This window comes from Pseudomonas sp. Irchel s3f10 (assembly GCF_900187515.1).
In the GTDB taxonomy this organism is placed as follows: domain Bacteria; phylum Pseudomonadota; class Gammaproteobacteria; order Pseudomonadales; family Pseudomonadaceae; genus Aquipseudomonas; species Aquipseudomonas tensinigenes.
In genome coordinates this window covers 1-24,514 of sequence record NZ_FYDZ01000005.1, presented here as the reverse complement: position 1 = coordinate 24,514, position 24,514 = coordinate 1, and the positions used below count along the sequence as shown (strand labels likewise).

The window sequence follows — 24,514 nt, the reverse complement described above, 5'->3', positions numbered from 1 at the left end:
ACGACTGAATTTCACACGACGAGCGCGTTATCGTCGACGCGCTTTTCAGAACAAAAACATCTGGAAGACTCAGGCCTTTCCGACGTCCAACGCTCTGCTATGTTTTAACCGCCCTACGCGGAACCCGGCGAACCCCCGCCACGCTCCGCGCCTGACTGCCGGGAGCAGAGACATGAGAATCGACCCGTACCTGATCTTCAATGGTGACTGCCGCGAGGCGTTCACCTTTTACGAGCAAGCCTTGCAAGGGAAGCTTGAGGCGATGATGACGTTCGGCGAGACGCCCGCCGCCGAGCATGTGCCCAAAGAGCATCACTCTCTGATCATCCACACCTGTCTGAAAGTGGGTGATCAGATGATCATGGCCTCGGACACCACGCCCGACCGCCCGACTCAGGGCATGAGCGGCTGCTCGATCTCGCTGAACGTCGACAGCATTGCTGAAGCTGAGCAGGTGTTTAACGCTCTGGCCAAGGACGGGCGCATCGATATGCCGCTGGAAGCGACCTTCTGGGCGGTGCGCTTCGGCATGCTGGTCGATCGTTTTGGCGTGTCGTGGATGGTCAATTGCGAGAGCGAAAAGCAACCCTGACATTTCCTCAGGCATGAAAAAGCCCAACCTGAAAAGATTGGGCTTTCTGCATTATCGCTGGGCCAGTTCGTGGCGCACGCATTGTTCGTAATAGGTCTGCTTGACCGCCGCCGGCTTGAGCTTCGACGTGCTGTTGTAGGTTTGCTCGGTAATCCCCATCGCGGTCATGCGCATCCACGGTTGCTGGAATCGGCGCACCTGCAATTGTTTGCGTGCGCCGTACAGCGAGACGCCAGACAACTTCGATTGCTGGGCACCGGCAGCAATGTCCGAGCCCCAGGTGCAGGCAAAGCGATGGCTTTTGCTCAGTTCTTTCGCCTGCACCCCCACCGCGAAAACAGCCAGGGAAAGCGTTGCAACGGTGATGACAATCGTCCGCATAGAGCCAACCTAACCTTTTGAAAAAAGGCGATTTTGCCGGGGAAGCAAAAATCCGGGGGCCAGCAATTTGCCGCCTTTCGCGAGTTTTTTACGGACGTAAAAAAGGCGGTGGGATTTTCTGATGAAATCCCATCGCCCCTGGCCCGACGATCAGTTGGCGCTGACCTCAACGCGCAAACGATCCGCGCCCTCCTCCCGACAATCAATGCGAACCGGCAAAAACAACTCTATTACTGCGATATTGCTGTGCAGATGCTCGGTCATGCGCGGCGTGGTGAAGGAGCCGCCACCGGCCAGCGCCATTGGCAGCAGCAACTGATCGGCAAGGTGCTCGGCCACCGCAGCACCACTGCGCAACCAGTCGGCGGCCTGATTGATCGCGGCGTCGGCGACCTTTTCAGCCCGCAGCGACACTTGGCCAAACGCGCTGAACACCTCGGTGACGTGCTCGAATGCGTATTCCAGCAACAACACATTGCCCGGGCCCCGCGCCGGATCAAGCGTGACATGTTGCAGCGCCGCAGGCGGCAGACTCAAGCGCTTGGCCACTTGGCTCAACTCACGTTCGGCCACCGTCGGTGCCAGCCCGGCAGTCAGCGCCGATGCCTGTTGCGAAATCGCCTCGCCGCGTTCACACAGGTCCAACCGCGTCAGGTTCGACGGCTGCACGTTCACCTCAATCTCGCCGCCGCCTGCCGGGACAAATCCATGTCGCAACAAGTCCAGCTCAACGTTGGCGCCCATACGCCGCAGCAGCGGCAGCCAACTGCGCGTGAGGAAATCGGTCGGCGGCGCCAGCGGGTTATGCGTGCCACCTGAGATGCGCACCCGGCTCGCCTGCGATGCTTGCAACAGTGCCGGCAATAAGGTCTGCAACACCAGCGTGCAACTGCCGGCCGTGCCGATGGCGAACTGGTAATCGCCCGAGCGAATCGCGCCGGGTTCAAAGCTCAACGCTTGCGAGCCCAAATGCGCACCGGAAACCGTCGCGCCGCAGACCTCGGCCGCCGCCATGACGGCCGTCAAATGTTGCCTCAGCAGTCCCGGACGGCTGCGTTTGGCGCGGATCTGTTTAATGCGAAACGCCCGGCCTGTCACCATCGACAGGCTCAAGGCACTGCGCAACACCTGGCCGCCACCGATGGCACCGTCCAGTTCTATCACTTCCTGTTTCATTGCATTCCTTACGCGTACAACCTGACGGTTTCCCTGAGGTACCGATCCAGGCGTCGCGACTCTTCCGAAGTTCTGAGTAATGTGGGCACTTCGCGCTCAAGCTCGGCGGCGATGAACCCGTGCAGCGCCGGACGACGCGGCCCGTAGGCGCTCTCGTCGGCATCGCGTTTGAGGGCCAGCAGTTCGTCGACTTCAGCGAGCAGCGCGCGGTCGTCGACGGTGGTCAGCAGGTCGGCGAACGTCATCGGTGGCCGCCCTCGCCCCTGGTCGATCCAGCGCACCGCCAGCAGCGGCCGCAGCACGTAGAAGTACTTCTTGAAACGGACGGTTTCACCTTGCAGGTAACCGCGAAAATTCTTCTTCGCCATCGACAGATAGTGATTGCGCGCGGCGGGCGGGCTGTAGAACGCTTCGGCGAGTTCGCGCAGTTGTGCCACCTGAGCGGTTTCACTGCGGTAAACCAGCGGCGAGTCGAGCCACTCGAGCAAGGTCGGATTGGATTTGCGCAACAACCCGAGGGTCTTGCGCAGTTCCCAGCCACTGACGTCGAGTTCATCGTCCAGCGGACGTTCGATCACATCACGCGGCGCATCGACCTGGACGAACCACTCGGGCTTCTCCACATAGACAAACCGCACGTCGTAATCGCTGTCGGTCGAGGCAAAACCCCAGGCCCGACTGCCTGACTCACAGGCGTATAACACCGTGACATTGCGTTCACGCTCTATGCGCGCCAGCTCTTCCAGTACCCGCGCACGCATCGTGGCGCACAGCGGATGACGCTCTTGCAGTTCCATGACCTGGTTTCCTTTTATCCTTTGACGCACACCACCTGACGCAAGGTGTGCAGCACTTCCACCAGCTCACGCTGGGCGTGCATGACTTTGTCGATGTCCTTGTAGGCCATCGGAATTTCGTCGATCACCGCTTCGTCCTTGCGGCACTCCACATGGGCAGTGGCGCGAATCTGATCTTCGACGGTGAAGGTGTTCTTCGCCTTGGTGCGGCTCATGGTGCGGCCGGCGCCGTGGCTGCAGGAACTGAACGACTCTTCGTTGCCCAGACCGCGAACGATGAAACTCTTGGCGCCCATCGAGCCCGGAATAATCCCCAACTCGCCCTTCTTCGCCGACACCGCGCCTTTGCGCGTGACCAGCACCTCTTCACCAAAATGCCGCTCTTTCTGCACATAGTTGTGGTGGCAGTTGACCGCTTCCAGCGCCACTTCAAACGGCTTGCGAATAATCTGTCGCGTCGCCTGAATCACCGCGCGCATCATCATTTCGCGGTTCTGTTTGGCGAAGTCCTGCGCCCAACCCACCGCCTCCACATAATCATCAAAGTGCTGGCTGCCTTCTTCGAAGTAGGCCAGGTCACGGTCCGGCAAGTTGGCGATGTGCTGACGCATATCCGCCTGAGCCATCTGGATGAACAGGTTGCCGATGGCGTTGCCGACACCGCGCGAGCCACTGTGCAACATGAACCAGACCCGGTTGGCTTCGTCCAGGCACACTTCGATGAAGTGGTTGCCGCTGCCGAGCGTGCCGAGGTGCCCACGGTTGTTGGTGTTGGCCAGTTTCGGATACTTGTCGGTGATCAACTTGAACCGTGGTTGCAACCCCGCCCAGGCCTGATCGGCTTGCTGCGGGATTTCATCCCAGGCGCCCTTGTCGCGTCGCGAACGGTTTGAACTGCGGCCATGTGGCACCGCTTGCTCGATGGCGCTGCGCAAACCGAGCAGGTTGTCCGGCAAATCAGCGGCGGTCAGCGACGTGCGCGCGGCGATCATGCCGCAGCCGATGTCGACGCCAACCGCTGCCGGAATGATCGCGCCGACGGTCGGGATCACGCTGCCGATGGTCGAGCCCTTGCCCAGGTGCACGTCCGGCATGACCGCCAGATGTTTGAAGATGAACGGCATTTTCGCGGTGTTGATCAACTGCTCGCGGGCCTCGTTTTCCACCGGGACGCCTTCGGTCCAGAGTTTGATCGGTTTGCCGTTGGCGACTTCGAGCAGTTGGTAAGTGTGTTCTTTCATGTCTTCATTCTTTATTCATTGGCCGATGATTCGGCGTTGTTCTGTAAGTCGCAGCGACAAAAACACAGGCACTGTGGCTCTGCCAGTTGAGCCCCCGTTGCCGGGGCGGGAGTCGAACCCGCGTTCCGATGGAGTACCTGTCGCATTCGCTGCCAATAACCGCAAAAAAGGTGGCACGACAAAAGTTGATGACTGATGCGCGTTGCCGCGCTCCGGACTTAACCGGCCTTGGATGTACAGCCATCAGGCATTCGTGCCGTCACTGGCGCTGACAAGGGCTTGATGAGACGTCTTGGATGTAGTCCCATCGGCATTCAGCGCCGGTGATCAATCAATTCATGACGCGCTTTCGATCGCCTCGACCCAGTGCCGCGCACTGTATTGGCCGCTGGTGAACTGCTCGATCACGTCGAACACCGCATCGCTGAAACCGCCGACATTCAAGATGTCATCGCGATCCGCCGCCTGTGTTGAAGGGCCTGGCTGGATGTCGATGCACACCAGCCTTGCCTGTGGGTTGAGCTTCTTGATCCGCTCCCATTGGCGCATCGTCTCGCTGGCGCCGCGACGCTGCGAATCGATCCACGATTCGTTGTCCGAGACCATGATCAACGTATCGACCCTGGCCTTGCTGTCCGCCAATCTCTTCAGCGGTGCCGAGCAGTTGGTGCCGCCGCCAAAAATCCCGGCGAGCTTCTCGGCGTTGCTGATCACACTGTCACGCGGGTTGAGCTGGATATCCACCACATCGACCTCGAACGGCATCACCCGGGCAGCCGGCTGTTTGCGCAATACCGCTGCGGCCACCAACGCCGCCACGTCGATGCAGCGCACCTGCGAGGTCGCACCAGGGCGATAACCGGTCACCGGGCTGCCCATCGAACCCGACACATCCGGGCAAACCACCACCGCGCCCTCAAGCGTGGGCACGTTGGCCAGCGACAACTCCAGCGCCTCCTGCAAAGCGTCGCGGATCGCTGCCGGGGTGTTTTCGCCCATCATCCGATAAGCCGACAACAACTGGTACGGATACACCCGCGCCTTCGCCACTTCCTGTGGATCGGCCAACCGCGCCGCAACATATTCGATGCACCCCGGTACTTCAAACGCGCCGTGGCGCGCCAGGCTGTTGAGGTTGATGCGCAATCCCTGCCAGCCCATGTTGCGGGCTTGAGTGGCCCATTGCTCCTTGCTCAGTGTTTCGTTGCCGAGCAACTGAAACGGCACCGCCGGCACTTCATCACTCGCGCCGCTGCGAAACGCCAGCAAATCGCGGGTCAGCTCCGGCAAGGCCTTTGCCTCCACCGGTTTGCCAATCAACCAGGCGAAAAACGCTTCGCGCCACGCTTCGGCAGGTTTCGGGTGAACCATCTTCACCACGTCCGCCAACGACGGTTGATTGCCGATCGACGCTTGCAGCAGTTGCCGCTCGGTCGCGCTGTTCAGCCAGTTCTGCACCAGACGCTTGGGTTGCGAGCCAAGGCATTTACGCCCGGTGGCACCGCTACGGAGGATCTGTACAAAGTTGCGCAGCATCTTGCCGCTGTCGATGACTTGCTCGAACACCTCTGGCACCAGACTTGAACGCTGCGCGGTCAATGCCGCCAGCAACAATGCCGGCATGTCTTTCATGTGACCTTTCTTGCGAGCGTAGATCGCGGCTTTCGCCACGAAGCGACTGTCGAGCTCGGCCACCAGCTTCAGCACTTGATCCAGCTGACTTTCTGCGGAGGCGTAAAAGGTCTGGTTCAGGCAACCGGTGACTGCCAATTGCGCCAGTTGGTGCTTCGGGCTGTAGGCATAAGCGCTGGCACCGGAGGCATTCAAGGTGTCGCAGGCCGGCAGGTGATTCGATTGCGTGTTGAAGAGCGTTGAGTTGGCCATCTTGGCGTCTCGCTGTGTTGTCCTGTTCGTTGCGATAGGTATTGCAGCGGCTGTGCCAGCTTTTGATTTTTCTCGAATAATATTTATATCTTATTGATTTACATGGTTTTTATTTTTTACTCGTATTTCATCGAATGAATTGACGACAAACCCATCGCCGAATAATTATCATTGGATATCGTCTTTTATCTTTTGAGATAAACATGCCAAACAAGCAAACCGTCGCCATCGGATTTATCGGTGCCACCCTCGATCGCGTCGGCAAAGGTGCCAATCGCTGGAGCCATTGGCGCCCAAGCGTAGGCCTGTGCCAACAGCAAGACGTGCTGATCAACCGGCTCGAGCTGATTCACGGCATCGACGCCCGCGACGTCAGCCTCGCCGAGCGGGTGCGCGTCGACATCCAGCAGGTTTCGCCAGAGACCGAAGTGCGCCTGCACCCGATGGCACTGCGCAACCCATGGGATTTCGAAGAGGTCTACGGCGCGCTGCACGACTTCACCACCGCCTACGATTTCGACACCGAGCGCGAGGACTACCTCGTCCACATCACCACCGGCACCCACGTCGCGCAGATTTGCTGGTTCCTGCTGACCGAGGCGCGCTATCTGCCGGCGCGGCTGATCCAGACCTCCCCGGCCAAGCGCAACAGCGAAAGCGATCACGCCATGGGCACTCATGCCCTGATCGATCTCGACCTGTCGCGCTACGATCGCATCGCTTCGCGCTTCGCCAACAAGCGCCTCGAAGGCCTGGAGTTCTTGAAGTCCGGCATCGCCACACGCAACGCCGCCTTCAACCGCTCGATCGAACAGATCGAGCGCGTGGCCGTGCGCTCGAAGGCACCGATGTTGCTGATCGGCCCGACCGGCGCCGGCAAATCCTTCCTCGCCCGACGCATCTACGAACTCAAACGCAATCGTCATCAGATGCATGGGCGTTTCGTCGAGGTGAACTGCGCCACCTTGCGTGGCGATGGCGCGATGTCGGCGTTGTTTGGCCATGTCAAAGGCGCCTTCACCGGCGCACAGAACGCCCGTGACGGCCTGTTGCGCGCTGCCGATGGCGGCATGCTGTTTCTCGATGAGATCGGCGAGCTGGGCGCAGACGAACAAGCGATGCTGCTCAAGGCGATTGAAGAAAAACGCTTCTTTCCGCTGGGTTCCGACAAGGAAGTCGAAAGTGATTTCCTGATCATCGCCGGCACCCACCGCGACCTGCGCAGCCGGGTCGCTGATGGCTTGTTCCGCGAAGATTTGTACGCGCGCATCAACCTGTGGACGTTCGACCTGCCCGGCCTCGCCGGCCGCCGCGAGGACATCGAACCGAACATTGATTTCGAGCTGGAGCGCCATGCCCGCGAACACGGGCAACTGGTGCGCTTCAACCTCGAAGCCCGGCGCAGTTATCTGGCGTTCGCCAGCTCTCGCGAAGCGGCGTGGCTCGGCAACTTCCGCGAATTGTCGGCGTCGATTACGCGCATGGCGACCCTGGCCGACAGCGGACGGATTGATGAGGCGCAGGTGCAGGAAGAAATTGATCGGCTGCGCTACGCGTGGGGCCTGGCGCAACCGCAGGCGATTTCAGGAGAGTTACCGGGGGACGCCGAAACCATGGATCTGTTCGACCGCTTGCAATTGAAGGCCGTGATCGAGGTGTGCCGGCAGGCGGACAGCTTGTCCGATGCCGGCCGCCGGCTGTTCGGAATATCGCGCCAGGCCAAGGCACAAGCCAACGACGCCGATCGACTGAGGAAATACCTCGGCCGGTTCGGGCTTGAGTGGAGCCAGATCGTCGCCCTCAAGTGATGAGAAGGCAGCGACTGACCGCCCGTCCAATCACGGGCACCTTCGCCTGCGGGACGCTTCCAATGAATCACCATCCGCTTCCACCGGAAGACGCCCATCATGAACAGAACCATTGCAGCGATCACCCTGACTGGCCTGCTCGCGGCCTGCCCGCTTTTCGCCTCGGCAGCCGCGAAGACTGCTGACGAGTCTGCCGCGCCACCGACCGCGCTTCCCGGCGTGAATCAGGCCGGCAAAGCTCAGTCCAACGCAGACAAGGCCGACAAGAAAGGTGAAGAGGCGTCGGGCTCGAACTCCGGCGCCGAGTCGCATGAAACGGCAAAAGATGCTGCCACTTCGAGCGACTCGGAAGACCTCGGTAAATCGCCGAAACCTTGATCAGGGTTCTACGGAGGTGGCGGCTGCACATCCGTGAACGTCAGCCCGACACTCCCGGTGATTTGCCACGGGTTGGCAGCGCCATGCCCGCTGAACGACACATGGTCGAACAGCGAATCCTTCAACCCGTCGATCTGCGCTTTGGCCGGACCACTGAAGCGCACGCGCTCGAACACCAACCCCTGATGCCAGGCGTCGTGCTGACTGTCGCCCTTGACCTCGATCGCCTTGCCTTGAGCATTTTCGACGCTCACGTCGGCGACGCGGATATCGCGGAACTGCCCGGGAATGGTTGAGCGCTGGTAATCCAGCTTGGCGTTCGGATCGTTGTAGTCGAGGGTGAAAATGAACGCCTGCTTGAGCGTATTACGGATCGCCGAGTCGCGGAAGATCACGTTACGCGCCCCGCCGCCCATGAAGTTGGTGCTCTTCATGCGCAGGCCGGCATCGGTGCCATCGGAAACGTTGTCTTCGGCCAGGATGTTTTGAATCCATGCGCCGGTATGGCTGCCGGCAACCACCATGCCGTGCCCCTTGCGGAAGTAGTTATTGAAGATCCAGGCATCTTCCTGCGGCTTTTGCTGCACGGCATCCGCCCCGGTGCCCGCAGCAAAATTGACGCAGTCATCGCCGGTATCAAAGAAGTTGTTGAAGACCATCGCGCCCTTGCTGTTGGCGAATTCGATGCCGTCGCCGTTATTGGCGTCGTAGGTTTTATGCGTGGTATTGGCCAGCACTACGTTTTCGGTTTCCAGGTTCATGATTCCGTGGAAGGCCGGGTTCACCACAGTGAAACCGCCATAGAACACGTTTTTCACGTTGCGCAGGGTGATCACCGACGAGCGCATCTGCCCGTAGGCATCCTTGACGTTCATGCCGCGCGCGACCGCTTGCTCGACTTGCGCCTTGGCCAGAATGCCGTCCTGCTGGTAGCGGGTGTTGTCGCTGGGCAGGTAGAACGGCAATGGCTGACCGCGCTCGTCGACGACATCGGCGCGGCGCTTCCAGCCGTTACCGTCAATCGTGCCTTTGCCGACGATGCGGATGTTTTCGAACGACTGGTGCTGCCGCGGATCACGCGGCAAGGCGTTGATCAGCGACGCCGGGCGCACGGTGCTCGAATACGGATACTGGATGTAGCCGGCCGGTGGATAGTCTTCGGCACGTTCGGAACCCAACAGCGTTGCACCCTCGGCGATTTCCACGGTGATGTTGCTCTTCAGGTAGAGCGCCCCGCTTTTGTAGGTGCCCCTGGGCAACAACACTTTGCAGCCGGGGGTGCAGGCGTCGATGGCGTTCTGGATCGCCAGGGTATCGAGGCTTTTGCCATCACCCTTGGCGCCGTACTTCCTGACATCGAACACAGCCGCGACCTTGCTCGTCCGCTGTACAACGGCCGGACTGTCTGCCGACTCCTTGCCATCGGCGCCCACCGAACGCACGGTGAACCGATAGGCCGTATCCGCTTTCAAGCCTTGCGCGGTGTAACTGTGAATGCCGATGCGATGATGAAAACCGGCAACATCCTGTTCGTAGAAGCGGTCGATGTAAGGTTTGGCCGGCGAGACGCGGTCATTGTTGGCGTTGCTGCCACCCAGCAACACACCGTTGGCGTAGACCCGGTAGTCGCTGATATCGGCGTGATCGGCGGGCTTTTCCCAGACCAGGATGATCTGCTGATCATCGTAGGCCAGGGTCGGCACCTGCAGTTTTGCCGGCGCCTCCAGCGACCACGACGGCACACTGCAAACCAGCGTCAACGTGGCTGCCAGCGACAAAGCCAAAGGCTGTTTGCGCTGCGTCGGAACAACATATCGATAAGGCATGAGCACTCCTTGTTCAGGCCGACAATCCGGCTTCTTGCAGGTATTGGCTGCGGTTGACGAACGTCTCGCGGGGCATTTCCACAACCTCCATCGACAGCGACTCGACGTCCGGCAGCAAAGCGACCAGCGCCGCCACGGTCGCCGAGGCCAGACGCCGGCGCTGTTCAGCACTGCGCCCGGACAACACCGACAGCACGACGTGGACAAAATCGTCCGCGCCCGCACCGCAGCGGTAATGCTCGAACATGTTGAGGCGCACCTTGATGTCCCCGGCCTTGAACAGGCCGAAGGCATCGAGGGCGTCATGCACGGTAGCGAGCAGGGTTTGCTCGCCGACACGCTGGGCCAGGGTTTGCGGGCAATCGATAAGGCAATGCGGCATGTCGCGCTCCTTGTTGGATCGGCTTAACCAGCGAGCTGGCGCACCGACTCCTCGCTGAAATCTCGACTGGCCTGCACCAGCATCCGCGTGTAAGCGTGGCTTGCCAGATCCTGGCTGAGCGCCTGACTGTCGAGCAACTCGACGATCTTGCCCTGCTGCATCACCGCTACCCGATCACACAGGTGCGTGACCACACCGAGATCGTGAGTGACCATCAGGTAGGTGAGTTTCTCGCGCCGGCGCAAATCCGCCAGCAGATTGAGAATCTCCGCCTGCACCGAGACATCCAGCGCCGAGGTCGGCTCATCGAGCAGCAACACGCGCGGCTCGAGAATCAGCGCACGGGCAATCGCCACGCGCTGGCGCTGGCCACCGGACAACTGGTGCGGATAGCGAAAACGGTAACTGTCGTTCAGACCGACCTTGAGCAGGATCTCGTTGATCCGGTCGTCCTTGTCGCGCACGCCGTGAATAATCAGCGGCTCACGCAGCGCCGTGTCGACGGTGTGGCGCGGATGCAGCGAGCCATAGGGATCCTGGAACACCATCTGCACCTGACGGAAATGCTCCTTGGGAATCTTGTGCTGCAGCGGCGCGCCGGCAATGCTCAACTCGCCGGTCCAGTGCCGGTACTGCCCGGCCAGGCAGCGCAAAACGGTGGTCTTGCCGGAGCCGGACTCCCCCACCAAACCGAAGGATTCGCCGTCGGCGACACTGAGACTGACGTCGTGCAGCACCTGATTGAGGGCCGGGCCGGCGCCGAAACTCAGGTTCAGCGCGTGCGCTTGGATCATGGACATGGTCGATTCCTCAGCAAGTCAGCCACAGTGGATCGCGTTGTAACACCGGCAACCGTTCGCGACGGTTGTCCATGCTCGGCAACGCCGCCATCAGGCCTCGGGTATAGGGATGTTGCGCATGTTGCAGGTCTCCGGCGGCGAGCGATTCGACCACCCTGCCGGCGTACATCACCAACACGCGGTCGCAGTAATTGCGCACGAGGTTGAGGTCGTGGCTGACGAAAATCAGGCCCATTTCCTGCTGCTCGACCAGCTCTTCCAGCACGTTGAGCACTTGCTGACGCACCGACACATCAAGGGCCGAGGTCGGCTCATCGGCGATGATCACCTGTGGTCGGGTGATAACCATCATCGCGATCATGATGCGCTGGCCCATACCCCCGGAGACCTCATGCGGGTACAGGTTGTAGACCCGTTGCGGATCTCGGATATGCACTTTTTCAAGCATTTCCAGCACCCGCTCGCGGGCCTCGCTGCGGCTGGCCTTGTGGTGCGCCAGATACGCCTCGGCAATCTGATCGCCGACCTTGACCACCGGGTTCAGCGAGTATTTCGGATCCTGCATGATCATCGAAATGCGCTGGCCACGAATCTTCTGCATGACCTTTTCGCCGGCCGACAGCAGATCGACTTCACCGAACTGCATGGCCTTGGCGGTGATCCGCGCACTGGCCGGGTGCAGCTTGAGCAGGCTGCGACCCACCGTCGATTTGCCCGAACCCGACTCACCGACAATGGCGAGTTTTTCCCGCCCGAGGGTGAAGGACACGTCGCGCACGGCATGGGTTTCTTTCTGAGCATTGACGAAGCGCACATTGAGCCCTTCGACGTTCAATTTGATTGCAGACATACAGCCTCCGATTACTCGCTGCGCGGATCAAGAATGTCCCGCAGGCCGTCGCCCAACAGGTTGAAAGCCAGGCTGACCAACATGATTGCGGCCCCCGGAACAGCCACCAGCCACCAGCACTCGAGCATGTAGCGACGTCCGGTGGAAATCATCGCGCCCCACTCCGGCGACGGCGCTTGCGCACCGAGGCCGAGAAAGCCCAAAGCCGCTGCGGTGAGGATGATCCCGGCCATGTTCATGGTCAGGCGGATGATCACCGACGACATGCACATCGGCACAATGTGCCGCAGGATGATTCGCGTGGACGAAGCCCCTTGCAGCTCGACCGCCACGACGAAGTCAGCCTTGCGCAACGACAGGGTTTCCGCCCGCGCCAGTCGCGCGATCGGCGGCCAAGACGTCAGCGCAATCGCTACCACCGCGTGTTCCAGGCCCGGACCGAGCGCAGCGATGAACGCCAGCGCCAGCACCAGGCTGGGGAAGGAAATGAAAATGTCGGTCAGGCGCATGAACACCGTGTCGACGACACCCCCGTAATAACCGGAGACGGTTCCGATAAACAGCCCGATCGGGCCGACGATCACGGTCACCAGGGTGATGATGTACAGCGTGATGCGCGAGCCGTAGACCAGCCGACTGAAGATATCCCGGCCGTATTCATCGGTGCCGAACCAGTGCGCGGCGCCCGGCGCCTGCAGGGCGTTGGCGAGGTTTTGCGCCACCGGATCATGGGTGGCGATCCATGGCGCAAACAGCGCCACCACCACCAGCACCAGCGCGACCAGCAATCCGGCCAGGGTCATCGGGTTGCGCAACAAGTGCCGCAAGACTTTCAGGGCACTTTTGCAGAAAGCGTCGAAGCTGGATCCGGGGGTACGATCCGACCGCCGCTTGGCGCTCGAATCAGTAGAAGACATGTTGGCAATCATGGGCATGTTCTCGGATTGAATTGAGGATCACCCGGCGCATACGCCGACGCACCGGGCAGCGTTCAGCGTTGTTTGTAGACACCCAGATAACGCGTCGCCTCGGCATCATCACCGGCGAACCCCTTGACGTCGGCGGCGCTGACCACGGTGTCGGTCATCTGCGAAATCATCATGATCGGGCCGACCTGCTCGTCGTAGATTTTTTGCGCCTGGTGATACAGGTTCAGGCGCTGGCCGGCATCGCGTTCGACCCCGGCCTGATCTATCAGGCTATTGAGCTGCGGGCTGAAAAACGACGCGCGCCAGCCCTGGAAATTCGGCAGGCCGGCGTCATCGCTGTTGTTGGGGTTGTAGGCAAACGTGCGCAGGCTGAAATACGGATGCGGATAGCGCTCGGCCCCGCGCGCAACGATGATGTCGAAGTTGCGCGCGCGCATCGCGCCGTACACCTGGTTGCCAGTGCCGTTGACGATGCTGGCCTTGATCCCGCCCTCGGCCAGCGTCGCTTGCAGGCGCGCGGCGATGTCGATGAAGGGCGGCTCTGACAGTGTGCGAATGGTCGTGGTGAAGCCGTCCGGATAACCCGCTTCGGCGAGGAGTTTTTTCGCCTTGGCGACGTCCATGTGATAACCCGGATCCGGCAGGCGCGCCGCCAGACTCAGTTGCATCGGCTGCTGATTCAGTTGGCCGTAATACGGCATCACCTGTTCGTCCAGGCCCTTGTAGTCGATCAGGTTACGCACCGCTTCGCGAACTTTGGCATTGGCAAATTCAGGCTGTTTCATGCTTAGCGCGACGTAGTACATGGTGCCGCGCGGCAGTGACTGAACATGGATTTTTTCCGAACCGTCGATGGCGCGAATGTCCGGTGCGGCCATGCCGTACGCCAGATCGAGGTCACCGCGCTCCAGCATCAGGCGCAGCGACTGCGATTCGGTCATGTGCCGCACCACCACCCGTTTGAGCTTGGCAGCACCGCCCCAATAACCGTTGAACCGGGTCAGCAACAGCGAGTCGTTCGCCGTCCATTTGCTCAGCACAAAGGGGCCGCTGCCGGCCTCGTTGGTCACCAGCCAGTTAGCACCGAGATCATTGTTTTTCTCATGCGCCAACGCTGTTTTGCGATCGATCACCACCGCGCTCGGCGAGATCGCCAGCGAATCGATCAACAACAGTGGATCCATGGTTTGCGGCAAGTCGATGACCAGTGTGTGGGCATCGCTGGCACGGATCAGTGACTGGATGTTGTCGACGTTATAACCGTAGGCTTTCCAGGTCGTGGCCAGACCGAAATTGAGTTTCATCACTCGGTACAGCGACCAGGCCACGTCTTCAGCCGTCAGCGGATTGCCGGAGTGAAACTTGACGTCCTGGCGCAAATGAAAGGTTACCTGCTTGCCGTCATCGCTGATCGTCCAACGCTCGGCCAGTTGCGGCAGATGCTGTTCTGGATTGCCCTGATCTCGCTTGACCAGAGTGTCGTAAAGATTGGCATTGACGCCGGAAGCGTCGAGGCCCGGCGCATTGGCCGGATCGATGGAAAACAGGTTGACCATGCTCATGCCGACGATCAGTTGGTCGGCCGGCGTCTTGGCGTTGGCCTGGGTCATCGGCACCAGCGCCAGGACCGCCGCCAACAGGCCAGCGTGCAGTTTGGTAAATGCAGTTGTCATTTGAAAAATCCTTGTTTTTATAGTTTTGGTGCCGCCGCCAGGCGCGTTAACGGGTGCGTGGATCGAAGACCTTGTACAAGGCATCGCTGATCAGGTTGAGCGCGACAAAAATCAAACCGATCACCAGCACACAGCCCATCACCGCATTCATGTCGCCGAGCATCAGGCTGCTGGTCAGGTACTGGCCGAAACCCGGCCAGGCAAAGACCGTTTCGATCAGCACCGCGCCTTCGAGCAGCGAGCCGTAAGCCAGCGCCACCACTGTGAGCAGTTGCACGAGGATGTTGCGAAAGGCGTGACCCCAGACCACCTGGCGGCGTGATAAACCCTTGACCCGAGCGGTGATGATGTATTCCTGAGACAGTTGCTCAAGCATGAAGCTGCGCGTCATCCGACTGATGTAAGCCACCGAGTTCAGCCCGAGGATCAGCGCCGGCAAAACGATGTGGCGCAAGGCGCTGGCGAAGGCTTCCCAATCACCGGCCAGGCTCGAATCGATCAGCAACAGCCCGGTGACTTCGGGCACCATGCCGTCGTACGCCAGGTCGATGCGACCGGCGCCCCCGGCCCAGCCGAGCCAGGCGTAAAACACCAGCAAGCCCATCATGCCCAGCCAGAAAATCGGTGTGGAATAGCCGAACAGGGTAATCACCCGCGCGACATGATCGCCCAGTCGCCCCTGATTGCTCGCCGCGCAGACGCCCAGCGGCAAACCGATCAGCACACCGAAGAGGATGGCCAGAGTCGCCAGTTCGATGGTGGCCGGAAACACTCGGCGGATGTCATCGAGCACCGGGTGCCCGGTCAACAGCGCGTTGCCGAAATTGCCGTGCAGCAAGTCATTGAGGTACAGGCCGAACTGGGTCCAGATCGGCTTGTCGAGCCCCATCGCCCGATACACCTGATCGTAGGTCGAACTGTCGGCGTCCGGCCCGACCACCGCCAGCACCGGATCGAGCGGCATCACCCGACCGATGATAAACGTCAGCGCCAGCAGGCCCAGCAACGTCACCAGTACCGTGCTGGCACGCCGCGCAGTATTGGAGGCGCGGGCTCCCATGGCAGAGGCAGTCATAACAAACATAGTCAGCTCCTGATAAAACGGTCACCGGTGCACCCGGCACGCGAAGTTCATCCGTGCATTTCAGCGTTTTTTGTAGACGTCTTTGTAGCGCGTGGTCGCGGCCGTGTGCCCCTGAAAATCGGCAACATCGGCGTAGACCAGCACCGTATCGGTCATCTGCGAGACCGGCAGAATGGCGCCCACTTGCTGATCGAGTTGCTGCTGGATGTCCTGATACTGCGCCTGCTGTTTCTGCGCATCGGGCTCGACTTCGGCACTCTCGATCAACTGATTCAATTCGGGACTGTAGAACGAAGTGCGCCAGCCCTGAAAGTTGCTCAGCTTGGCTTCGTCACGGTTATCCGGGTTGTACACCAGCGTGCGCAGGCTCGAATGGGGATGACGTTCGGCGCCGCCACCGCCACGACCGACGATGATGTCGAAACTGCGCTCACGCATGGCGCCGTAGATCTGGTTACCGGTGCCGGTGATGATGCTGGCTTCGATCCCGGCCTGCGCCAGCGTCGATTGCAGATTGGAGGCGATGTTGATGAACGGCGGCTCGGCCAGCACGCGAATACTGGTCTTGAACCCGTTCGGGTAACCGGCGTCAGCGAGAAGTTTTTTTGCCTCATCGACATTCAGTCGATAACCGGGATCCGGCAGGCGCGCGGCCAGTCCCAACGGCATCGGCCGCTGATTGATCACGCCGTAGTGCGGCATGACGGTCTGGTTAATGCCCTGGTAGTCGATCAACGAGCGCACGGCTTTGCGCACGCGCGCGTCGGCGAACATCGGCTGCTTCACACTCAGTGCGACGTAGTACAGCGTGCCGCGTTGCAGAGTTTGCGTGCGGACCTTGTCGCTTTTCTGCAAAGCCTGAATGTCCGGCGCCGACATGCCTTTGGCAATGTCGAGGTCACCGCGCTCGATCATCAGACGCAACGACTGCGACTCGGTCATGTTGCGCATGACGATGCGCTTGAGCTTGGCCGGGCCACCCCAATAACCGTCGAAACGGCTCATCAGAATCACGTCGTTGGCGCGCCAGTCATTGAGCACAAAGGCACCACTGCCGGCGGCGTGCGTCACCAGCCAGGCGGCGCCCAGGTCATTGTTCTTCTGATGTTCGAGGACTTTTTTGCGGTCGAGAATGAAGGCGCTTGGCGAGGTTGCCAGCGTGTTGAGCACCAACTGCGGATCGGTGGGTCGCGGCAATTCAATGACGAAGGTATTGGCATCGGTCGCGCGCATCGAACGCTCGACGTTGTCAGCAGTAAAACCGTAAGCCTTCCAGGTCGACGCCAGTGCGAGATTGAGTTTGAGCACGCGCTGCAACGACCAGGCGACGTCTTCGGCGCTCAACGGGTTACCCGATTGAAATTGCACGCCCTGGCGCAGATTGAAGGTCAGGGTCTTGCGGTCGTCGCTGACTTGCCAGCGCTCGGCGAGTGCCGGCAACAGCCGATCCGGCGCAGCGACGTCTTGCACCAGCAACATGTCATAGAGGTTGGCATTGATCTCCGACACGTCCAGACCTGTGGCCGCCGCCGGGTCGAGGGACAGCAGATTGATCATGCTCATGCCGACGATCAATTGATCGGCCGGGGTTTTGGCATGGACGACAGGTAGCGCGGTCACCGTCAGGGTAGCCGCCAGAACCCGCGCCCACAGCGAAGGAAGAATGTTCATAGCGAGAGTGCCTTTCTTATATTTATAGGGCTCTCGGACAGCCCGGCATGCACCGGGCAGCCCGCGTACACGTCAGAAGCTTTTAAGCGTGTTCATCTCGATGAAGTTGAAGTCGATGTCTTCGCCCAGACCCGGCAGGTCGGACAAATGCACAAAACCGTCGCTGTCCATCGGGTCGACCAGGCGCTTGAGGTACGCCGGCACCTCGTCGTAATCCAGGTACGGGTGCAGCAAGCCGCGCTCGTACCAGGTGCAGTTCTTGATCGCGCCGACCACCGTCAGGTTGGCTGCGCCGTTGCCGTGAATTTCGCAGTCCATGCCAAACGACTCGGCCATGTGCGCGACTTTCAGGCAAGGCCCGATCCCGCCTACCCCGGCGACGCCGGCACGCAGGATGTCGCAAACGTCGTGCTTGACCCAACTGGCCCGGCTCAGGTGTTTGCCGGACAAGGTTTCCGGCCCGAGCACCGGAATGTCCAGTTGCCCCGCCAGCCAGGCATAGGATTCGGCGGATTCTTCCATCATCGGTTCTTCGAACCAGGCGAAGTCGAGTTTTTCCAGTTCGCGTCCGATGTACAGCGCCTCGGTGCGGCTGTACCAGTGATAACCGTCGAGCATCAAGGCGATGTCCGGGCCCACCGCTTCGCGCACCGCCGCGCAGGCTTTGACGTCAATGCGCGGGCTCGGTGCGAACGAGACCGGCGGCATCCAGGTGTGCAACTTGATCGCCTTGTAGCCGCGCTTGACCAGCGTTTCGGCAAAGCGTCCGTAGTCTTCCGGCGTCGCCAGGCCCTCAGGCAATTCATCGCCGCACATGGTTGAGCCGTACGCCGGCACCTTGTCACGAAAACCGCCGATCAACTTGTGCACCGGCACGCCGAGCTTGCGCCCCGCCCAATCCCACAACGCCTGCTCGACCAATGCCAGCGCGCGATCAGTCAACTGGCTGGCGCTGCCACGCTGCCAGTGCGCCAAGTCATGCCAGATCTTTTCGCGATCAAAGGCGTTCTGCCCGACCAGCACCTTGCGCACAAAACCGTCCAGCACATAAGGACGAATCAGCTCCGGCGCACCGAGGGCGTAACCCTCCTTGCCGTCTTCGGTCTGGATGCGCAGCAACGCCATTTGCGCCTGACTGACATCACCGGGATGAGCATGACCGGCGCTGTCGACTGCGCGGCGGGTGGGATAGGAAAAAACCTGGACGTTGACTGCTGTGATTCTCATGGACGTCTTGAGCCTTCTTATTGGATTTGTGACAGGAGTGTCGTCGGTTGCGATCGATCATAGGTCATCGTACAACACTTGAAAAGACCCAATAACACCTCTTCGAATCGAAGCCTTTGCGGCTAAACGTCCAGCAAAGCGCCATATTTAAAGATGACTACGGAATAACAGGACTTGCTTTAGACCCCTATTCACAGGGCGTATATGTATCAATATGTTTCTAAACCAGCAAAATCACGTAGACGAGTCATCTTGTCGTACGATAACTTATATCTGCGCCTCAAATGAGAGCCATACGCAACATCGCGGTGCCTGTAGTACTCGTCAAACGACCCTAACAAAAACAAAAAAAGAAGACCGTATGAACACCACCCTACGCACGCTCGTCACTGTCGCGGCCCTCGGCCTGCCCTTCGCTGTCAACGCTGACTCTGCCAGCCTCAACTACCGCCACCAGTACACCGAGGAGGACAGCGCCCACGCCGACCGAATCAAGCTCAATTACCGCCTGGACAGTGGACTGGGGTTTGAGGCGGAGATGAAATACCGCACGGCCGGGGACCGCAAAGATGTCGCCTACGACAACATGGTCAACAACGGCCATGAGTTCACGGTGAGCTACAACTACAAGCTCAGCGCGCAGTCGACGCTGACCCCGGCGTTTCAAATGGACAGCTCCAAGGATGCGACCGCCTACAAGTTCGGCCTCAAGTACAACTACAAAATCGACGACGCCTTTTACGTAGCGACGCGCTATCGCCTGGACCTGCGCAAACTCGATCGCGATCAGGTCAACAAAGACATGCCCGATCACTACAAGGATGACCAGACCACCCACCGCTTCGAAGGCTGGCTCGGCTACACGCCAGCCAACAAGTGGGCTTACGAATATCAGTTCATCTATTTCAAGACCGACTACATCCGCTACGACAACAAGAAGAGCGACTACGAACAGAACCTGATCGTCAAATACAAGCTCACCAAACAATGGGCGCCCTTCATGGAAATCGGCGACATCAAAGTCGACTCCACCTCACCCGACCGCCAGGCTCGCTGGCGTCTGGGCGTGCAGTACAACTTCATGTAAGCCGCGCACTGGTTTTGCCTGGCGAGCGCGCATCGCTTGTCGGGCAGACACCCTGCCGCCCCACCCTTTCACCACCGCGTAATGGAAGACCCGAGCATGACCACACACGCTACGCAAGCCAAACCCTTCAACCGTATTCTGCTGACCGGCGCCGCCGGTGGGCTCGGCCAGATTCTGCGCGAAACCCTGCAGGTTCACGCCGACATCGTCCGCTCCTCGGACATCAGTGCGATGGCGCCGAGCCGCGGCGCGCAGGACGAAGTGATCAACTGCAATCTGAGCGACAAGGCCGCTGTCGCCGCGCTGGTCGAGGGCGTCGATGCCATCGTGCATTTGGGCGGGATCTCGGTGGAGCGATCCTTCGAAGAAATCCTCGAGGCGAATATTCGCGGCACCTTTCATGTTTATGAGGCCGCGCGTCTGCACGGGGTCAAGCGCATCGTGTTCGCCAGCTCCAACCACGTCACCGGTTTCTACTCGCAGGACGAACAGATCGACGCCCATTCGCCGCGTCGCCCGGACGGTTATTACGGTTTGTCGAAGGCTTACGGCGAAGACCTGGCAACGTTCTATTTCCACCGCTATGGCATCGAAACAGTGAGCCTGCGCATCGGCTCCTCATTCCCCGAACCGCGCAACGTGCGCATGCTGGCGACCTGGCTGAGCTATACCGATCTGCAGCACCTGATCGCTCGCGCTCTGCTGGCCAGCGATGTCGGGCACAGCGTGGTGTACGGGGTGTCCGCCAACCGTGATCAGTGGTGGAACAACCGGCACGCCGCGCACTTGGGCTTTGCGCCGCAGGACAGCTCCGAAGCCTTTCGCGCAAAGGTCGAACAACAACCAGCACTCGCCGCCGACCATCCCGACCGCTTGTACCAGGGCGGCGCCTTTACCGCAGCAGGTCCGTTTGAAACGCCGGCGCAGACGCGCTCATGAGTGCTGAACTGATTGTCGATGCGCGCAACGCCACCGGTGAAAGCCCGGTCTGGCAAGCCGACGAAAATGCCTTGTATTGGGTGGATATTCCGGCCGGCCGCTTGCATCGCTGGCAGCTCGATGGCCAGACCGACTGCTGGCAGGCGGATGAAATGCTCGCCTGTATCGCCCGCAGTGAAGCGGGACATTGGCTGGGCGCGCAGGAAAGTGGACTGTTCAAATTGCGCCCGCAGGCTGACGGACGTCTGGCTGCGGAAAAGCTCATCGGCGTCGAGCACGCCCGCCCGCGCATGCGTTTCAATGATGGTCGCTGCGATCGTCAGGGACGCTTCTGGGCCAGCTCGATGCCAACCACGATGGGTGCCGAGGCGGTCGGCGCGCTGTATCGCTACGACGCGCAAAACCCGAACGATGCATCGGTGCTGGCGCCGCAACTGGAGGACCTTGTGGTGCCCAACGGCCTGGCGTTCAGTCCCGACGGGAGCATCCTGTATCTGTCCGATTCGCACCCGAGCCGGCAACTGATCTGGGCCTTCGATTACGACATCGACAGTGGCACGCCGCACAACCGCCGCGTGTTCGTCGACATGAACGTCCACCCCGGTCGACCGGACGGTGCCGCCGTCGATTCACACGGTTGTTACTGGATCTGCGCGATTGATGCCGGCCTGGTGTTGCGCTTTACCCCGCAGGGGAAACTGGATCGCGCGTTGCCGGTGCCGGTGAAGAAACCGACGATGTGTGCCTTTGGCGGCCCTCGGCTCGACACCCTGTTTGTCACCTCGATTCGCCCGCAAGGCATCGACCTCGCCGATCAGCCACTGGCGGGCGGAGTCTTTGCCCTCAACCCGGGTGTTCAAGGCCTGCCCGAACCCAAGGCCCGCGCCTGAGGTTTCAGACGTTCAACGCCGCCGCGTCTGCAGCTTCGTAGGCACGGCGCAGACGCTCGCGGCTGTTGGACAGATGCAAACGCATGGCTGCGCGTGCGGCGTCGGAATCACGCCGGACAATCGCAATGTAAATGTCTTCATGCTCGCGACTGAGGCGCTCCAGATAGGGCTCCTTGCGGTCATTCTCCAGGCGTTTGGAATGCAGGCGTGTGCGCGGCAGAATGTTCGCGCCCAGGTGCAGCATGATGTCGGTGAAATAGCGGTTGCCGGTGGCCAGCGCGATTTGCTGGTGGAACTGGAAATCCGCCGACACGGCGTAGTCGACACTGACGGCGCGGGAATTGATGGCGTCCAGCGAATCACGCATCAGTTGCAGTTGCTCATCGGTACGCCGCGCACACGCCAGGCCGGCGGCCTCGACCTCAAGGGTGATGCGCAATTCAAGCACCGCCAAGACATCCTGAAGCGTGACGATGCTGTCCGGATCAATGCGAAAACCGCTCGGGCTGGGAATGTCCTGAACGAAGGTGCCGATACCGTGACGGGTTTCCACCAGGCCTGCTGCCTGCAGACGCGATATCGCCTCGCGCACCACTGTGCGACTGACGCCGTGCTCGGCCATGACCTGAGATTCAGTCGGCAGCTTCGTCGCGCGCGCAAGTTCGCCACTGCAAATGCGTCGGGACAGCTCGGTGACCAGGTCCTCCGCCAGGCTGCGATGCCGGCGACGAACATTGGGTGTGGCGTTGGATCTGTCCATCAGCAACAAAAATCTCGAGTTTTCGAATAATTACGCATCATAGCCCATTCAGTTGTACGACAACGCACCAGTTCAATGATAGGATTTCTCATGCAGCGGACGTTCGATTCGCTGCAATGGCGATAAGGACGTCCGCTCGAGAAACACGTCGAAATTTCGCGTGTAAAACACTCAAGTTAATCAAGGATCTGATTACTCATGACAAAACCAACAACCTTCACGGCCTGCAAACTGGCCAGCGCCATCGTCGGCAGCCTGCTGTTTTCCAGCCTGCCTGCACAAGCGGCCGATATCTGGCTGGATGTTGCAACGACTGGCTGGGCCACGCAAAACGGTGGCACCAAGGGTGGCTCCAGAGCGGCAGCCAACAACATCTACACCGTGAAGAACGCTGCCGAACTGAAAGCCGCACTCAGCGCTTCGGTCGGCACCAACGGTCGCATCATCAAGATTACCGGGCCGATCGACATCAGCGAAGGCAAAGCTTATACGACGACCGCTGATATGAAAAAGCGCGGTCGTCTGGATATCCCGGGTAAGACGACCATCGTCGGTACGAGCAGCACGGCGGAGATCCGCGAGGGTTTCTTCTATGCCAAGGAAAACGATGTGATCATCCGCAACATCACCCTCGAAAACCCGTGGGATCCCGAGCCGATCTGGGACGCCAATGACGGCAGCGCCGGCAACTGGAACTCCGAGTACGACGGGCTGACCATCGAAGGCGCCAACAATGTGTGGGTCGACCATGTCACCTTCACCGATGGCCGCCGCACCGATGACCAGAACGGCACTGCCAACGGTCGTCCAAAGCAACACCACGACGGCGCACTGGACGTGAAAAACGGTGCCAACTACGTGACCATTTCCTACTCGGCGTTCAAATCGCACGAGAAGAACAACCTGATCGGTTCCAGCGACAGCCGCACCACCGATGATGGCAAGCTCAAGGTCACGATCCACAATACCCTGTTCGAAAACATCTCCGCCCGCGCACCACGCGTTCGCTTCGGCCAGGTGCATCTGTATAACAACTATCACGTGGGCAGCACCAGCCATAAGGTCTACCCGTTCAGTTACGCGCACGGTGTGGGCAAGAGCTCGAAGATTTTCTCCGAGAAAAACGCCTTCGAAATCTCCGGCATCAGCGGCTGCGACAAAATCGCCGGCGACTACGGTGGCAGCGCTTACCTTGATCAGGGGTCTACGCTCAATGGCACCTTGCTGACCTGCAAGTGGGGCACCAACATCGGCTGGACCCCGCCTTACAGCTACACCCCGCTGAACGCAGACAAAGTCGCGGCCGATGTTAAGGCCAAGGCTGGCGCTGGCAAGATCTGATTGATCGATGTAACCGTGTCAATGAAAAGCCCTCGGTGACGAGGGCTTTTTCATGTCTGCTTGAAGATGGTGCGGGGGTGGAGTTGGAGTTCTGAGAAAATTTTGATTATTCATTGCCCTGACTGGCCCCTTCGCGAGCAGGCTCGCTCCTACATTTGAAATGCGTACCCCTGTAGGAGTGAGCCTGCTCGCGATGAGGCCCTGTGCAACAACACCACTACTGGACCAACTGATTGATCTCAATGATCGGCAACAACACCGCCATCACAATCACCAACACCACCCCACCCATCACCACGATCATCAACGGCTCAAGCAGTGCGGTCATGCCCATTGCTCGCCGTTCGATATCCCGCGACAGGGTTTGCGCCGCACGCTCAAGCATCGGTGGCAACGAGCCGGTTTTCTCACCGCTGGCGATCAAGTGAATCAGCACCGGCGGGAACACATTCTCCACGCGCAACGCGGCGGCGAGGTTGACCCCTTCACGCACCTTGGCCGTGGCCTCAGTGACGCTCAAACTCAAGCGGTCGTTGGACAGCGTCTGCCGCGCCGCCTCCAGCGCGCGCAACAACGGCACCCCGGCGCCGCCGAGAATCGCCAGCGTCGAGGCAAAACGTGCGGTGTTCAGGCCAAGGATGAAACGCCCGAATAACGGTAACTTCAGCACGCGATGATGCCAACTCAAACGCGCCGCCGGATTGCGCAGATACAAGCGCCAGCTCCAAAACGCGCCGGCGATCAGCGCCGCACACAACCAGCCCCACGCACGAATGAAATCGCTGGCATTGAGCATCG

General features: G+C 60.2%; 23 protein-coding genes. 7 read left to right on the top strand and 16 right to left on the bottom strand.

Annotation, left to right across the window (positions count from 1 at the left end; translation table 11 throughout):
- Positions 1 to 172: 172 nt before the first annotated feature.
- Positions 173 to 592 carry a VOC family protein gene (locus tag CKW17_RS13110; RefSeq protein ID WP_095120133.1) on the top strand — a complete coding sequence of 140 codons (420 nt, stop codon included), beginning with the start codon at positions 173 to 175 and terminating at the stop codon, positions 590 to 592.
- Between the two features lie 51 nt (positions 593 to 643).
- On the opposite strand, the gene CKW17_RS13105 is transcribed toward CKW17_RS13110, so the two are convergent.
- The 5 genes from CKW17_RS13105 to CKW17_RS13085 form a co-directional block, all read right to left on the bottom strand.
- Positions 644 to 973 (bottom strand): hypothetical protein, encoded by a 330-nt coding sequence (locus CKW17_RS13105; RefSeq protein ID WP_016987808.1) that lies wholly within the window; start codon positions 971 to 973, stop codon positions 644 to 646.
- Between the two features lie 150 nt (positions 974 to 1,123).
- Positions 1,124 to 2,149: an RNA 3'-terminal phosphate cyclase gene (gene rtcA, locus CKW17_RS13100; RefSeq protein WP_095120132.1), complete on the bottom strand. Its 1,026-nt coding sequence runs from the start codon at positions 2,147 to 2,149 to the stop codon at positions 1,124 to 1,126.
- A gap of 8 nt (positions 2,150 to 2,157) precedes the next feature.
- Positions 2,158 to 2,946: a nucleotidyltransferase domain-containing protein gene (locus CKW17_RS13095; protein WP_095120131.1), complete on the bottom strand. Its 789-nt coding sequence runs from the start codon at positions 2,944 to 2,946 to the stop codon at positions 2,158 to 2,160.
- A 14-nt stretch (positions 2,947 to 2,960) separates the two neighbouring features.
- The gene (locus tag CKW17_RS13090; RefSeq protein ID WP_095120130.1) at positions 2,961 to 4,187 is read right to left on the bottom strand and encodes an RtcB family protein; all 1,227 of its coding nucleotides are present in this window, start codon (positions 4,185 to 4,187) and stop codon (positions 2,961 to 2,963) included.
- Between the two features lie 336 nt (positions 4,188 to 4,523).
- Complete coding sequence (locus CKW17_RS13085; protein ID WP_095120129.1) at positions 4,524 to 6,071, bottom strand: TROVE domain-containing protein; 1,548 nt, start codon at positions 6,069 to 6,071, stop codon at positions 4,524 to 4,526.
- Between the two features lie 203 nt (positions 6,072 to 6,274).
- Here CKW17_RS13085 and rtcR point away from each other — a divergent pair, with 203 nt between their 5' ends.
- Together rtcR and CKW17_RS13075 are read left to right on the top strand one after the other, a co-directional pair.
- On the top strand, positions 6,275 to 7,879 hold the full coding sequence (gene rtcR, locus CKW17_RS13080) for an RNA repair transcriptional activator RtcR (RefSeq protein ID WP_095120128.1): 1,605 nt from the start codon (positions 6,275 to 6,277) through the stop codon (positions 7,877 to 7,879).
- A 99-nt stretch (positions 7,880 to 7,978) separates the two neighbouring features.
- Entirely contained in the window at positions 7,979 to 8,257 is a 279-nt protein-coding gene (locus CKW17_RS13075; protein ID WP_095120127.1) for a hypothetical protein, read from the top strand.
- A gap of 8 nt (positions 8,258 to 8,265) precedes the next feature.
- Here CKW17_RS13075 and CKW17_RS13070 read toward each other — a convergent pair whose 3' ends face one another.
- The 9 genes from CKW17_RS13070 to CKW17_RS13030 all read right to left on the bottom strand — a co-directional run bounded on the left by CKW17_RS13070 (position 8,266) and on the right by CKW17_RS13030 (position 18,699).
- Positions 8,266 to 10,083, bottom strand: a complete 1,818-nt coding sequence (locus CKW17_RS13070; protein ID WP_095120126.1) for a glycosyl hydrolase family 28 protein — start codon at positions 10,081 to 10,083, stop codon at positions 8,266 to 8,268.
- A 13-nt stretch (positions 10,084 to 10,096) separates the two neighbouring features.
- Positions 10,097 to 10,465, bottom strand: a complete 369-nt coding sequence (locus CKW17_RS13065; RefSeq protein WP_095120125.1) for a 5-carboxymethyl-2-hydroxymuconate Delta-isomerase — start codon at positions 10,463 to 10,465, stop codon at positions 10,097 to 10,099.
- A 23-nt stretch (positions 10,466 to 10,488) separates the two neighbouring features.
- Positions 10,489 to 11,265 carry an ABC transporter ATP-binding protein gene (locus CKW17_RS13060; protein WP_095120124.1) on the bottom strand — a complete coding sequence of 259 codons (777 nt, stop codon included), beginning with the start codon at positions 11,263 to 11,265 and terminating at the stop codon, positions 10,489 to 10,491.
- A gap of 10 nt (positions 11,266 to 11,275) precedes the next feature.
- On the bottom strand, positions 11,276 to 12,115 hold the full coding sequence (locus CKW17_RS13055; protein ID WP_026000816.1) for an ABC transporter ATP-binding protein: 840 nt from the start codon (positions 12,113 to 12,115) through the stop codon (positions 11,276 to 11,278).
- A gap of 11 nt (positions 12,116 to 12,126) precedes the next feature.
- A complete protein-coding gene (locus CKW17_RS13050; protein WP_034152645.1) occupies positions 12,127 to 13,044 on the bottom strand; it encodes an ABC transporter permease in 918 nt (305 codons plus the stop codon).
- A gap of 62 nt (positions 13,045 to 13,106) precedes the next feature.
- Entirely contained in the window at positions 13,107 to 14,717 is a 1,611-nt protein-coding gene (locus tag CKW17_RS13045) for an ABC transporter substrate-binding protein (protein ID WP_095120123.1), read from the bottom strand.
- A 46-nt stretch (positions 14,718 to 14,763) separates the two neighbouring features.
- Positions 14,764 to 15,777: an ABC transporter permease subunit gene (locus CKW17_RS13040; protein ID WP_016987798.1), complete on the bottom strand. Its 1,014-nt coding sequence runs from the start codon at positions 15,775 to 15,777 to the stop codon at positions 14,764 to 14,766.
- Positions 15,778 to 15,861: 84 nt separating this feature from the next.
- Entirely contained in the window at positions 15,862 to 17,472 is a 1,611-nt protein-coding gene (locus CKW17_RS13035) for an ABC transporter substrate-binding protein (RefSeq protein ID WP_095120122.1), read from the bottom strand.
- A gap of 72 nt (positions 17,473 to 17,544) precedes the next feature.
- Positions 17,545 to 18,699, bottom strand: coding sequence for a mandelate racemase family protein (locus CKW17_RS13030; protein WP_008079679.1), 1,155 nt, complete (start codon positions 18,697 to 18,699; stop codon positions 17,545 to 17,547).
- A gap of 361 nt (positions 18,700 to 19,060) precedes the next feature.
- On the opposite strand from CKW17_RS13030, the gene CKW17_RS13025 reads away from it, so the two are divergent.
- The 3 genes from CKW17_RS13025 (at position 19,061) to CKW17_RS13015 (ending at position 21,615) form a co-directional block, all read left to right on the top strand.
- Positions 19,061 to 19,786, top strand: coding sequence for an oligogalacturonate-specific porin KdgM family protein (locus tag CKW17_RS13025; RefSeq protein WP_095120121.1), 726 nt, complete (start codon positions 19,061 to 19,063; stop codon positions 19,784 to 19,786).
- A 96-nt stretch (positions 19,787 to 19,882) separates the two neighbouring features.
- Complete coding sequence (locus CKW17_RS13020) at positions 19,883 to 20,725, top strand: NAD(P)-dependent oxidoreductase (RefSeq protein WP_095120120.1); 843 nt, start codon at positions 19,883 to 19,885, stop codon at positions 20,723 to 20,725.
- Positions 20,722 to 21,615, top strand: coding sequence for an SMP-30/gluconolactonase/LRE family protein (locus tag CKW17_RS13015; protein WP_095120119.1), 894 nt, complete (start codon positions 20,722 to 20,724; stop codon positions 21,613 to 21,615). The genes CKW17_RS13020 and CKW17_RS13015 overlap by 4 nt, the downstream gene beginning before the upstream one ends.
- A 4-nt stretch (positions 21,616 to 21,619) precedes the next feature.
- Here CKW17_RS13015 and CKW17_RS13010 read toward each other — a convergent pair whose 3' ends face one another.
- On the bottom strand, positions 21,620 to 22,375 hold the full coding sequence (locus CKW17_RS13010; protein ID WP_038364752.1) for a FadR/GntR family transcriptional regulator: 756 nt from the start codon (positions 22,373 to 22,375) through the stop codon (positions 21,620 to 21,622).
- Between the two features lie 198 nt (positions 22,376 to 22,573).
- Here CKW17_RS13010 and CKW17_RS13005 point away from each other — a divergent pair, with 198 nt between their 5' ends.
- Positions 22,574 to 23,716 carry a polysaccharide lyase family 1 protein gene (locus CKW17_RS13005; RefSeq protein WP_095120118.1) on the top strand — a complete coding sequence of 381 codons (1,143 nt, stop codon included), beginning with the start codon at positions 22,574 to 22,576 and terminating at the stop codon, positions 23,714 to 23,716.
- 217 nt (positions 23,717 to 23,933) lie between these two features.
- On the opposite strand, the gene CKW17_RS13000 is transcribed toward CKW17_RS13005, so the two are convergent.
- Positions 23,934 to 24,514, bottom strand: a 581-nt coding sequence (locus CKW17_RS13000) for a type II secretion system F family protein (RefSeq protein ID WP_176470069.1), incomplete at its 5' end; no start/stop codon positions are given.